This is a genomic window from Rhizobium sp. MHM7A (assembly GCF_005862215.1).
Classification (GTDB): Bacteria; Pseudomonadota; Alphaproteobacteria; order Rhizobiales; family Rhizobiaceae; genus Rhizobium; species Rhizobium bangladeshense.
On record NZ_VCHT01000002.1, the window covers coordinates 811743 to 823917 of the forward strand.

Here is a 12175-nt window from a genome sequence, read left to right on the forward strand (position 1 = left end):
TTTCATTCATTGGGGGCGGTGCTCCCCGAGATAGCGGCAGATCGCAGTGGTCAGCAGCGCGCAGCTCGACGCGCCGGGATCGACATGGCCGATCGACCGGTCGCCGAGATAGGCGGCGCGTCCGCGCATCGCCTTCATCGCGGCGGTCCTGTCGGCGGACCACTCGGCCTTGCGAGCGACGTCACTGAGCGGTGACCGCTTCGCCAGCGCGGCATGGACGGGATAGAGTACGTCGAGCAAGGTCTTGTCGCCGGCGTGTGACCGCCCGCGCCTTGCCACGGCGTCAATCGCCTGTTTCAGCACCAGGGAAAAATCGGCCCTCTCCTCATTTTTGCGAAGCTCGCGGCCGATCTCGATCAGCAGCGTGCCGTATAGCGGGCCGGCCGCTCCGCCGACATTCATCACCAGCGTCAGGCCGATCTTTTCCACCGCCTCGGGGAAGGGCAAGCTGGACAGGCTTTCGCCCTCGGCGCTCACCGCCTCGCAGCCGCGCCGCATATTGGTTCCGTGATCGCCATCGCCGATGGCGCGATCGAGTGCGCAGAGGTGATCGGCGTTTTCCGCGATTGTCGCGCGGCACACTTCGATCAGTCCCGCCACAAGCACCGGTTCCACCTGCACTGCCTTCCTCCCTGTCGCCCTCTCTCCTGGGGGCTTTCGAAATTTACCCGGTCAGGCGAGGCTTGCCGCCACGCCGAACGCGCCGGCAACCGCGACCGCGCCGGGGTCCGCGACACCCGCAAGGTCGCTTTCGCCGACATAGGAGGCGCGTCCGGCTCTCGCCTTCGTCATCGTCTTTGTCGACTCCGCGCCTGATGCCGCTGCCCTTGCCGCGGCAGCGATATCGCCTGACGCAAGCGCCTGCAGGGCAGGCGACAGCGCATCGACCATCGTCCGATCGCCGACGCCTGCTCCTCCATAGAACGTCATCCTGTCGAGCCCGGCAAGAAGAGCCGCTGAAATATCGGCTTTATCGGCCATCGCTTTTGCCGCAGCGGTGAAGAAGATCGACAGCAGCACGCCGCTCGAACCACCCATGCTGGTGCCGAGGATATCGCCGAGCGAGGCAAGCGTTGCCGCTGGCTTATCGAGCGGCAGCGTGTCGAGGCGGGCAAGCACGCTACGGGCGCCTGCGGCCACCGTCGAGCCGGTATCGCCATCGCCGACGCGGCCGTCCAGCCGGTTGAGCTCGTTCTCCTGCGCGATCAGGTGCTCGCAGAGTGCCGTGATCAGGCGTCGGTTACGGCTGTTCTCGCCTGGTGTGGCCGCGCCGTTCAGGGGGGCCGCCGTCCTCGGCGCAGGGATGACCCTGATCTCCTGGCGTTCGACGGCCGGCATCCAGGCATGCGGCTCGACCTCTGCCGTCAGCGCCGCTTCTCGCGCGGCATCCAGCCGGATCAGCGACAGCGAGAAGCCGTTCATGTTAAGCGCGGTCATCATCGGCGCCGGGCCGACGATCAGCCTGATGTGGCGGCCAAGCGGCGAGGACAGCACTGTCTTGGCGATGACGGTCATTTCGAGCGGCGGCACGGCGCCGAGATTGTTGACGAGGAGGGCGTGGTTTGCTCCTTCGCGCATGGCCGGGGTCAGGCGCGCCGCCATGGTGGCGACGATGTCGGCGACCGGCTGGAGCGCGATGCGCTCGGCGCCGGGTTCGCCATGGATGCCGAGGCCGAGTTCGCCTTCATCGGCCCCGAGGCGATCCTCGTGCGCCTGTCCGGGCACGCTGCAGGTGGAGAGCGACATGCCGAGCGAGACGATATCGCCGGCTGCAGCCGCGGCATGGGCCGCGACCGTCTTGAGGTCCTCGCCCCTTTCGGCGTGATAGCCGGCGATCTTGTGTACGAACAGCGTGCCGGCGACGCCGCGCGGCTGGTTGATGCCGGGGATGGCGATGTCGTCGGCCACGATGACCATTTCGACATCGAAGCCCTCGGCGCGCGCCTTTTCGGCGGCGAGACCGAAATTCAGGCGGTCGCCGGTATAGTTCTTGACGATCAGCAGGGCGCCCTTTGGGCCGGTCACGGCGCGGATCGCCGTCAGCACCGCATCGACGCTGGGCGAGGCGAAGATCTCGCCGGAGACGGCCGCCGTCAGCATGCCCTTACCGACGAAGCCGGCATGGGACGGTTCATGGCCGGCGCCGCCGCCCGAGATGATCGCCACCTCGGACTTGTCCCAGTCGGCGCGCAGGATCACCTTGATGTCGGGAAAGCTGTCAAGACGGGCGAGACGGCCGCTGCTCGTCGTCAGAAGCAGGCCGTCCAGAGCTTCGGTGACGATGGTTTCCCTGCGGTTGAAGAAGTGTTTCATCGATTGAGACCCGTCCCTTTGTTTTTTATGCCATCATCATTTTGTTTGCCGGTCACGATAGCCGCTGTCCAGCCGCATCGAAATAAAGCGGATCGCGCAGCGTCAGGCTGATCCGGTCGCCCGGCGCGATCGCCAGATATGGATCCGCGAGTGTGACGAGCTTGTGATTGCCGGCCCTGATATGCAGATGGTTCTGGTCGCCGAGATGCTCGATCCAATCGACCTCGGCATTGGCATCCTTGCCGACGGCGATATCGAGATGTTCGGTGCGCGCGCCGACGGTTTTGGTGCCGGAGGGCGGACGGCCGCCGGGCAGCAGGTCCGCCGGCAGAAGGTTGATGTGCGGCTGGCCGAGGCGGGCGGCGACATGCAGGTTGGCGGGATTGCCGTAGATCTCGCGCGGCGTTCCCACCTGCAGCAGCCGGCCCTCGGCGACGATGCCGATGCGATCGGCCATGGTCATGGCTTCGACCTGGTCGTGGGTGACATAGAGCAGCGTCGAGCCAAGCTCCTTCTGGATGCGCTTCAGCTCCAGGCGCAGTTCGGCGCGCAGCTTGGCGTCGAGCGAGGAGAGCGGCTCGTCCATCAGATAGATCGCCGGCCGGCGCACCAGCGCCCGGCCGATCGCGACGCGCTGCATCTCGCCGCCGGAGAGCCTGGTCGAGCGGTTTTCCAGCTTGTGGTCGATGCGGACCATGCGTGCGACCTCGCGCACGCGCCGGTCGATCTCCTCCGCGCTCAGCTTGCGCACCGGCGCCTTCAGCGGGAAGGCGAGGTTCTCGTAAACTGTCATGTGCGGATAGAGCGAATATTGCTGGAAGACGAAGGCGACATCGCGCCCGGCCGGCGCTTCCGCCGCGACATTGCGGCCGCCGATCTCGATGCGGCCGCTGTCGGGTCTTTCGAGGCCGGCGATCAGCCTGAGCGTCGTGGTCTTGCCGGCGCCTGTGGGACCGAGCAGCACGACGAATTCGCCGTCGCGGATAAAAAGATCGAGCTCATCAAGAGCCTGGGTGTCGCCGAAGCGCTTGCTGAGATTTCTGAGGACGACATCAGCCATGCCGGGTCTCCTGATAGAGCTGGGATGGCACCGCGCGGCCCGAGACGCAGTCGAAGAGCGCGAGGTTCGCCGGGTTGAATTCGAGACCGACGGTCTCGCCGATCCGGAAGCTGCGGTTGGCGGGAACGCGGGCCTTGATCAGGCCGCCCGGGGTTTCCACTGCTACAACCTGATTGGTGCCGAGATATTCGCTGCCGTAGACGGCGCCGCGAAGGGGCGAGGCGTCGCTGAAGCGGATGTGTTCCGGCCTGACACCGAGCGCCAGTTCGCTCTCGGCCATGTCCTCATGGATCTCCGGAACCGCTACATGAACACCGTCGAGCAGGATGGATCTGTCGCCGCTCTTCAGGCCGGAGGTGAAGCGCATGAAGTTCATCGGCGGCGATCCGATGAAATCGGCGACATACATGGTCGCCGGCTTGGCGTAGATTTCCTGCGGCGTGCCGAACTGCTCGATGACGCCGTGGTTCATCACGGCGATCTTGTCGGCCATCGCCATCGCCTCGTGCTGGTCGTGGGTGACGTAGACGGTGGTGGCATGGATACGGTTGTGCAGTTCGCGCAACTCGTGGACCATGATCTCGCGAAACTCGGCGTCGAGCGTGCCAAGCGGCTCGTCCATCAGGAAGCATTTCGGGCGGCGGACGATGGCGCGGCCGAGCGCCACGCGCTGCCGGTCGCCGCCGGCAAGGCCCGAGACCGAGCGGTTGAGAATATGATCGATCTGCAGCAGACGGGCGGTCTCTTCGACGCGCTGACGGATCTCGGCCTTGGGCATGCCCTGCGACAGCAGCGGGAAGCCGATGTTTTTGCGCACATTCATATGCGGGTAGAGCGCAAAGAGCTGGAAGACGAAGGCGATGTCGCGGGCGCTGGCGCGATTGAAGGTGACGTCCTCACCGTCGAGATGGATCTTGCCGCTGCTGGGCAACTCCAGGCCGGCGATCATGCGAAGCGTCGTTGTCTTGCCGCAGCCGGAAGGTCCGAGCAACGCCAGGAACTCGCCATCATGAACGGTGAAGCTCGAATCCTGAACGGCCACGAAGCTGCCGAATTCCTTGCGAAGATTTTCGATCCGGATGTCCGCCATGGTTCACTCCGGGAATTTCGAGACGATGATGAACATGAAGGTGCCCACGAGCAGGATCACCAGCGAATAGGTGTAGAGCACCAGCAGGAAGGGCTGGAACAGCATCAGAAAACCGAGCCCGATCAGCACCGTGGCGATGTTTTCCATCGGACCGCGGCGCAGGAAGAACGGCCGTTTCGGGCGGGCAGGGGTGCGGGTGCGTGTTTCGATCAGGTGGCTCATTTGCGGACGGCTCCGAAGGTGATGCCGCGCAGCAGTTGCTTGCGCAGGAGAATGGTGAAAACGAGGATCGGGATCAGGAAGATCGTCGTGCCGGCGGCGACGGCGGGCCAATCCTGCCCGCCTTCACCGATGATTGTCGGAATGAAGGGTGGCGCGGTCTGGGCCTCGCCCGACGTCAGAAGGGCGGCGAAGGCATATTCGTTCCACGCGAAGATCAAGCAAAAGATCGAGGTAGCGGCGATACCGGTGGTCGCCTGCGGCAGCACGACCTTGCGGAAGGCCTGCAGCCTCGAATAGCCGTCGATCATCGCCGCTTCCTCGTATTCGCGCGGGATCTCGTCGATGAAGCCCTTGAGCAGCCAGACGGCGAGCGAGACGTTAACGGCGGTATAGAGCAGGATCATGCCGAGCGCCGTGTCCGACAGGCCGAGCTCGCGATACATCAAATAGATCGGGATGGCGACGGCGATGGGCGGCATCATGCGCGTCGACAGGATGAAGAACAGCAGGTCGTCGGCGAGCGGCACCCTGAAGCGGGAGAAGCCGTAGGCGGCGAGCGTGCCCAGGAAGACAGCCAGGAAAGTGGAGCCGAAAGCAATGACCAGCGAGTTGACGAACCGCGGCAGGAAGTTCGACGGACCCGCGATCACCATGTTGCGTTTGCGGGTCACCTCATCGCAGGTGCCGACCGGCGCCGGCAGCGCGGCGATATAGTCGGGTGTCTGCCGCGTGCGCGTGGTGAAGAGGTTGCAGTAGCCTTCGAGCGACGGCGTGAAGACGATCTTCGGGGGATAGCTGATCGAATCCGGCGGCGATTTGATGCTGGTCAGGAAGATCCAGACGAGCGGGATGAGGGTGATCAGCGCATAGAGCACGACGATCGTGCCGGCGATGCGCTTGCTGTTGAGGCTCGGCTCGACGACCGAATGGGCGGAGTTGGCGGCGCTCATCTTTGCTTCACCTTGTTCAATGCCTTGACGTAGATGTTGGCGAGCCCGAACACCGCGACGAAGAGAACGATGGCGAAGGCCGAGGCCCGGCCGGTCGCCCAGCTTTCGAAGGCGGCGCGCTTCAACGTGATCGAGGCGACCTCGGTGACCGAGCCCGGCCCCCCGCCGGTCAGCAGCGTCACCATGTCGAACATCTTGAAATTCTCGATGCCGCGGAAAAGCACCGCGAGCATGATGAAGGGCAGGGCCATCGGCACGGTGATCGACCAGAACTGGCGCCAGGGCGATGCACGATCGACCTCGGCCGCCTCGTAGATATAGTCGGGAATCGAGCGCAGCCCGGCGAGGCAGATCAGCATCACATAGGGCGTCCACATCCAGGTATCGACGATGATGATCGCCCAAGGCGCCAGCGAGACATTGCCGAGCATCTGCACTTCGGATGTCGGAATGCCCGACACCAGCGAGACGGCATAGGCGAAGAGGCCGATCTGCGGCTCGTAGAGAAAGCGCCAGAAGTTACCGACCACGGCCGGCGACAGCATCATCGGGATCAGGATGATCGTCGTCCAGAAGGCATGGCCGCGAAACTTGCGGTCGATCAGGTAAGCGAGCGCAAAACCGATCACCGTCTGCAGCAGGATCGTCCAGAAGACGAAATGGGCGGTGGTCTGCATCGCCTGCCATATATCGGGATCGTTGAGAACGCGTTCGTAATTTCCTAGGCCGACGCCCTGGACTGGCGCATTCGGCCGGTTGGCGCGGTAATTGGTGAAGGAGAGATAGACCGCCCAGATGAGCGGGAAGATGTTGATCGCCAGGAGCAGGGTGATGGCAGGCGTTATGAACAGCCAGGCAATCGCCCTGTCGGAGAGGCCGCGGACGCGCCGGGCGAGCGAGGCGGGCGTTGCCCTTGCTGTCGCGTCGGCCGCTTTCTCCACGATGGAGGAATGGGAAATGGTCAAGTTTTCACCCGATCTTTTGGAATATGAAAGATCCGGCGGCCCGGTTCGTCTGCCGATCCGGGCCGCCATCCTGGTTAGGATGGCGCGCAGAGGGATCCCAGTCCCTTCGGGCACTAGATTTTGCCGTCGTCCTTGAAGACGTCGCTCCAGTCCTTCACCAGGCCGTCGAGCGCTTCCTTGGCAGTGCCATTGCCGGCCACGACGTAGTTATGGACGCGCTTCTGCATGGCCTGCAGCAGCGAGGCGTAGCTTGGCTCGGCCCAGAAGTCCTTGACGATTGCCATCGAGTCCAGGAAGGCCTGGGCATAGGGCTGGCTCTTGGCGAAATCAGGCGCGTTGACGACCGAATTTAGGCAGGAGAAGCCGCCGAGTTCCCACCACTTGGCCTGTACGTCGGGCTGTGCGAACCACTTGATGTACTGCAGGGCGGCGTCGCGCTTGTCGGAATAGGAGACCACTGAGATGCCTTGTCCGCCGAGCTGGGCGAAATGCGCCTTCTCCGCCGGATTGGGGAAGAAGCCGATCCTGTCGCCGCCGACCTTCTCATCCTTGTGGAGGCCGGGCCAGGTGAAGGCGAAGTTCATCTGCATGGCAACCTGGCCGGATTTGAAGGCGTCGGCGGATTCGACCATGTAGACGTTGGAACTGCCGGGCGGCGTGCAGCAGTCATAGAGCGACTTGTAGAATTCGAGGCCCTTGACCGCGTCGTCCGAATTCACGAAGCCTTCCATCTCGTAGGGCTTCTTCGGATTGTCGTACTGGAAGCCCCAGTCGTAGAGAACGTTGGTGACGCCCATGGTGATGCCTTCGGAGCCGCGCTCGGTATAGATCGAGGCGCCGTAGACAGTCTTGCCGTCGATCTCACGCTTCTGGAAGAACTCGGCGATCTGCTTCAGTTCGTCATAGGTCTTCGGGGCTGCGAGGTCGTGGCCGTATTTCGCCTTGAATTCCTTCTGCAGTTCCGGCTTCTCGAACCAATCCTTGCGATAGGTCCAGCCGACGACATCGCCCATGGCGGGCAGCGCCCAGTAGTTCGGGGTATTCTTCGGCCATTCCGAATAGCCGACGACCGTTGCCGGCACGAAGTCATCCATCTTGATGCCTTCCTTGTCGAAGAAGTCGTTCAGCTTGACGTAATGGCCGTTCTCGGCGGCGCCGCCGATCCACTGGCTGTCGCCGATGATGAGGTCGCAGAGCTTGCCGTGGGAATTCAGCTCGTTGAGGAAGCGGTCGGCATAACTCGTCCAGGGAACGAATTCGAACTTCATCTGCGTGCCAGTCTTGGCCGTGAAGTCCTTCGACAGCTCGACGAGCGCATTGGCAGGGTCCCATGCGGCCCAGCAGAGCGTCAGTTCATCGGCTTTGGCGAGATTGGGCAATGCCGACGACATGACGAATGCCGCGGCTAGCCCCAAAAGGGCTTTCGATGTTTTCTGCATGAGTTCCTCCCAGAACCAAGCCGGCTCCCCACCGGCGTCGCATGTTCACCCGTTTCAGAAAATGCTCACATGAACTCCTCAATCATCATGTTTAGCAATATGTTTAGTGATAGACGGTTTTATAAACAATGCAAGCGGCAATCGTTGCTGCATTGCACAGGTTGCAGCGCAAAGTCGGAGCGAGAGGGCCGGCTGTTTAGGGGAATTTCCGCACGTTTCAGAAAATTTTTTCCTGACCGTACCGATGCAGCGATATCAGGCCTCGCTGCAATATGGATGGCGCGATATGGACCGTTCGCCGCTCCCGTATTTTCCCCGGAGCGGTGCAAACTCGGCCTCGCTCCGGCGGGGCCTTTTTCTTTGCGTCTGCCCCTGTCGGGCGTATTGGAATATTCCAGCATAGTGCGAGATTTAGCCTTTCCGCCCCGATGCAACGGGCGTATTCAGCCAGGGCGCGGTTTTATTTCCGCGCGTCCCTCGCGCGGCAGATCACTGATCGGCTTCCTCCCGTTCCCTGTCGCGACACCGGATTTCCATTGGCAGATCGATGACCACAGCAGAGATGAGCAAGAACGAGCAAGAGGCCGCAGGCGGCCGTCAGGCGAAGATCGTGGCTTTGGTCGTCGCGGTTTCCTTCTTCATGCAGATCCTCGACGGCACTATCGTCGCCACCTCGTTGCCGCAGATGGCGGCAAGCTTCGGCGTGCAGCCGGTGTCGATGAGCCTCGGCATCACCGTCTATATGCTGACGATGGCGGCCTTCATTCCGCTGTCAGGCTGGCTCGGTGACCGCTTCGGCGCCCGTCGCGTCTTTCTGATGTCGATCGGCGTCTTCACTGGCGCCTCGCTATTCTGCGGGCTCTCCGGCAGCCTTATGGAATTCGTGTTGTGGCGTGCGCTGCAGGGGGCGGGCAGTGCGCTGATGACGCCGGTGGGGCGTATCATCGTGCTGAAGAACGCCCGCAAGTCCGAACTCGTCCAGGCCATCGCGCTGATCACCTGGCCCGCGCTGACGGCGCCCGTGGTCGGCCCAGTGCTCGGCGGCTTTATCACCACCTATGCCAGCTGGCATTGGAATTTCCTGATCAACATCCCGATCGGTATTGTCGGCATGGGGCTCGTGCTGCGCTTTGTGCCGGAACAGCGCGAGGCAGATCCCGGCCGGCTCGATATGCCAGGCTTCATCCTGAGCGCGACGGGTCTGACTTTCCTGCTCGCCGCGCTTGAGCTTTCGGTCACATGGGAAGGCGGGCTGTGGCTCGTCATCTCGATGCTGGCGGCCGGCATCGTACTATCCGCCATGGCGACACGGCATTTCCTTGCCGTCGACAATCCGCTGCTTGATCTCTCGGCCTTTCGAGTCCAGACCTTTTCAATGTCGACGCTCTCGGCGGGCACGGCCTGCCGGACGGCGATCAACGCGACGCCGTTCCTGCTGCCTCTGTTGTTCCAGCTCGGCTTCGGGCTGAGCTCGATTTCCGCCGGCGCCTATCTGCTCGTCTATTTTCTCGGCAACTTCAGCATGAAGGCAGTGACGACGCCGCTGCTGCGCTTCTTCGGCTTCCGCACCGTTCTGGGACTCAATGGGTTGATTGCGGCGCTTTCGATCGTCGCCTGCGGCTTCCTGACGCCTGACACGCCGCCGTTTTTCATCCATGCGCTGCTTTTTCTCGCCGGCCTGTCGCGGTCGATGGAGTTCACGGCGCTGAACACGCTCGCCTTTGCCGATATCGGCCCGGCGCAGCGAAGCTCGGCCTCGACGCTGTCGAGTATGCTGCAGCAGGTGTCTATGCTGCTCGGCGTCGCAGTGGCCGCCGCCGTGCTCAATATTTCCTCTGCTCTGAGAGGTGCCGGCAATCCCGTGCTGGCCGATTTCCGCTGGGCCTTCGTCGTGATCGGTGCGATCGGCATCGTTTCGTCGCTGCGCTTCCTGCAATTGCCGAAAGAGGCGGGCGCCGAAGTTTCCGGCCATCGGAAATTCCAGAAAACTTAACGCCGCGGGAGCTATGCGGGCGGCTCGCGGTTGATAGCGCTCATTTTCGCATTTCCGACTCCCGCAATGCCGTTTTCGACGTCCTGCATTCCGCCGCCTGCGACAAGAGCGAGGGCTGAGCGCTGTTTACCTCAGACGGTCAATGCAATACGACATTGCATGCCGACGACTCGGACGCTTGCGAGCAGTCGTTGCTTAGAGAAAACGCTGGGAGACGGAATGAGCAGTTCTAGCGGCGATGCGGATGCCCTGATCCACATCCTCTATATCGACGACGACGAGGGGCTTGCCCTCCTGATGCAGAAGAACCTCGCGCGGCGCGGCTTTTCCGTCGAGTGGGCGCAGAGTGGTGCTGCCGGCCTTGCGCGGCTTGGCAAAGGCGGCATCGACGCCGTAGTGCTCGATCATCTGCTGGGCGGCGAGACCGGGCTCGATATCCTGACCTCCATCACGGCACTGGGGGATCATCCTCCAGTCATCTACGCAACCGGTTCGGACGACACCAGCATCGCAGTCGCGGCGCTGAAGGCGGGTGCCGACGATTACATGCTGAAGGGAGTTTCGGCCGACTATTTCGATCTGCTCGCCGCCACGCTCGAACAGGCATTGGAGCGGGCGCGGTTTCGTCGGGAGACGGCGCATGCGCAGGAGGTAATCCGCCAGCAGCGCGATCTTGCGGAGATGCTGCTTGCCGAAGTCAATCACCGCATTGCCAACAGCCTGGGCCTCGTCGGCGCGCTGATCCGCATGCAATCCTCCATGACCAAGGATCAGGTGGCGATCGACGCCCTGCACGAAACTCAGATGCGCATTAACGCCATCGCCAGCGTGCATCGCCGCCTGTATACCAAGCGGCAGGTCGGCTCCGTGCAGGTCGATGAATATCTGAACAGTCTCCTGACCGAGCTTGAAGCTTCGATGCGCGATGACAAGCGGCCGCACCGTATCATGCTGACTGCAAAACCGGTCAATCTGGCGACTGATAAGGTGATCACGCTTGGGTTGATCGTCAGTGAGCTCGTCACCAATGCTTTCAAATATGCCTATCCGGACAGCGTCTCGGGCGAGATCCGCGTCCTGGTCGACCAAACGGAAGAGGCGGTGCGTGTCATCGTCGAGGATGATGGTTCCGGCTTCGATCCGTCAGGCCCGGCCCGCGGAACCGGCCTCGGCACGCGCATCCTGACGGCCATGGCCGCGAGTTTGCAATCGGATTTCGCTTATGATCCCGAGCATGACGGAACGAGGGCGACGCTGGTATTTTCGTTGCATGAGGGGAAGTAGGCGGGAAGAGTAACGATGAAGGTCGTGCCTCACAGTCCTTATCCGCCTTACCATGACCTCCCGCCAGGAAAGAAGGTTGGCGGCAGCCGGATGAACGGCTATCGGTGCCAGCTGTCTCTTATTCGACAACATCTTGCAGAAATCGCATCATCAATCCTAACGCTACGGGAGGCAAAAAAATGACGGCCATCCGCACACCTCGGGAAGTCTATGATTTCTGGTTCGTCCGATGCGGTCGGGACCTGTGGTTTCGCGCAACCCCGGAACTCGATGTCGAGATCCGCGATGTTTTCCGCGACACGCATCTGGCGCTTGCCGCAGGCGTCGGTGACGAATGGCGGGCCGACCCGGTGAGCCGGCTGGCGGCTGTCATCGTGCTCGATCAGTTCCCCCGCAATATCTATCGCGGCACCGGACTAGCCATTGCTACTGACGGGCTGGCGCTTCGAGAAGCCAAGCTCGCGCTAGCCGCAGGCGCCGACCAGGCGGTGGAACTTGCGTGCCGGACTTTCTTCTATCTGCCGTTCGAACATGCCGAGAATCTCGACGAGCAGGAGCGTTCGGTGGCCCTGTTCACTGCGCTCGGCGACGAGGAATATCTGGACTATGCGGTCCGCCACCGCGACGTGATCGCCGCCTATGGGCGTTTTCCTCACCGCAACGCCATGCTCGGGCGGGAATCGACGGCCGCGGAGCTCGATTATCTCTCAAAGCCCGGCGCCGGCTTCTGAGTGCGTCGCTCGAGGGCGCAGCGGTTTCGGGACGTGACCTCAGCGCCGGAACAAGCGCGGCGCAAGGCGCCTTAGGCATCTTCCGCCTTTGTGTCGCCTTTCTTTGCGACGAAAAGCGAGCATTCAAT

The 12175-nt window shown here is 62.6% G+C and carries 11 protein-coding genes; 3 read left to right on the plus strand and 8 right to left on the minus strand.

Translation table 11 applies throughout. The features are described 5' to 3' along the window. Positions 1-6 precede the first annotated feature (6 nt). From dhaL to FFR93_RS12300, 8 genes are all read right to left on the minus strand, one after another. The gene (gene dhaL / locus FFR93_RS12265) at positions 7-621 is read right to left on the minus strand and encodes a dihydroxyacetone kinase subunit DhaL (protein WP_064705324.1); all 615 of its coding nucleotides are present in this window, start codon (positions 619-621) and stop codon (positions 7-9) included. 51 nt (positions 622-672) lie between these two features. After that, positions 673-2313: a dihydroxyacetone kinase subunit DhaK gene (locus FFR93_RS12270; protein ID WP_138393408.1), complete on the minus strand. Its 1641-nt coding sequence runs from the start codon at positions 2311-2313 to the stop codon at positions 673-675. A 52-nt stretch (positions 2314-2365) separates the two neighbouring features. Next, a complete protein-coding gene (locus FFR93_RS12275; RefSeq protein WP_138393409.1) occupies positions 2366-3373 on the minus strand; it encodes an ABC transporter ATP-binding protein in 1008 nt (335 codons plus the stop codon). Then, positions 3366-4463, minus strand: a complete 1098-nt coding sequence (locus FFR93_RS12280; RefSeq protein WP_138393410.1) for an ABC transporter ATP-binding protein — start codon at positions 4461-4463, stop codon at positions 3366-3368. Before FFR93_RS12280 ends, FFR93_RS12275 begins: the two co-directional genes overlap by 8 nt. 3 nt (positions 4464-4466) lie before the next feature. Further along, on the minus strand, positions 4467-4685 hold the full coding sequence (locus FFR93_RS12285) for a hypothetical protein (RefSeq protein WP_138393411.1): 219 nt from the start codon (positions 4683-4685) through the stop codon (positions 4467-4469). After that, positions 4682-5635: a carbohydrate ABC transporter permease gene (locus FFR93_RS12290; RefSeq protein ID WP_064705319.1), complete on the minus strand. Its 954-nt coding sequence runs from the start codon at positions 5633-5635 to the stop codon at positions 4682-4684. Before FFR93_RS12290 ends, FFR93_RS12285 begins: the two co-directional genes overlap by 4 nt. Further along, entirely contained in the window at positions 5632-6600 is a 969-nt protein-coding gene (locus tag FFR93_RS12295) for a sugar ABC transporter permease (protein WP_138393412.1), read from the minus strand. Before FFR93_RS12295 ends, FFR93_RS12290 begins: the two co-directional genes overlap by 4 nt. A 113-nt stretch (positions 6601-6713) precedes the next feature. Further along, positions 6714-8039 carry an ABC transporter substrate-binding protein gene (locus tag FFR93_RS12300; protein WP_064705318.1) on the minus strand — a complete coding sequence of 442 codons (1326 nt, stop codon included), beginning with the start codon at positions 8037-8039 and terminating at the stop codon, positions 6714-6716. Between the two features lie 547 nt (positions 8040-8586). Here FFR93_RS12300 and FFR93_RS12305 point away from each other — a divergent pair. From FFR93_RS12305 to FFR93_RS12315, 3 genes are all read left to right on the plus strand, one after another. After that, entirely contained in the window at positions 8587-10032 is a 1446-nt protein-coding gene (locus tag FFR93_RS12305; RefSeq protein ID WP_138393413.1) for an MFS transporter, read from the plus strand. 219 nt (positions 10033-10251) lie between these two features. Beyond that, entirely contained in the window at positions 10252-11316 is a 1065-nt protein-coding gene (locus FFR93_RS12310) for a histidine kinase dimerization/phosphoacceptor domain -containing protein (RefSeq protein WP_064705316.1), read from the plus strand. Positions 11317-11495: 179 nt separating this feature from the next. Further along, entirely contained in the window at positions 11496-12047 is a 552-nt protein-coding gene (locus FFR93_RS12315) for a DUF924 family protein (protein WP_138393414.1), read from the plus strand. Positions 12048-12175 lie beyond the last annotated feature (128 nt).

Excerpts from the sequence above, each read along its gene's own strand:
- FFR93_RS12270 (WP_138393408.1), bottom strand. The coding sequence starts at position 2,313 with ATGAAACACTTCTTCAACCGCAGGGAAACCATCGTCACCGAAGCTCTG.
- FFR93_RS12275 (WP_138393409.1), bottom strand. The coding sequence starts at position 3,373 with ATGGCTGATGTCGTCCTCAGAAATCTCAGCAAGCGCTTCGGCGACACC.
- FFR93_RS12280 (WP_138393410.1), bottom strand. The coding sequence starts at position 4,463 with ATGGCGGACATCCGGATCGAAAATCTTCGCAAGGAATTCGGCAGCTTC.
- FFR93_RS12285 (WP_138393411.1), bottom strand. The coding sequence starts at position 4,685 with ATGAGCCACCTGATCGAAACACGCACCCGCACCCCTGCCCGCCCGAAA.
- FFR93_RS12290 (WP_064705319.1), bottom strand. The coding sequence starts at position 5,635 with ATGAGCGCCGCCAACTCCGCCCATTCGGTCGTCGAGCCGAGCCTCAAC.
- FFR93_RS12300 (WP_064705318.1), bottom strand. The coding sequence starts at position 8,039 with ATGCAGAAAACATCGAAAGCCCTTTTGGGGCTAGCCGCGGCATTCGTC.
- FFR93_RS12305 (WP_138393413.1), top strand. The coding sequence starts at position 8,587 with ATGACCACAGCAGAGATGAGCAAGAACGAGCAAGAGGCCGCAGGCGGC.
- FFR93_RS12310 (WP_064705316.1), top strand. The coding sequence starts at position 10,252 with ATGAGCAGTTCTAGCGGCGATGCGGATGCCCTGATCCACATCCTCTAT.
- FFR93_RS12315 (WP_138393414.1), top strand. The coding sequence starts at position 11,496 with ATGACGGCCATCCGCACACCTCGGGAAGTCTATGATTTCTGGTTCGTC.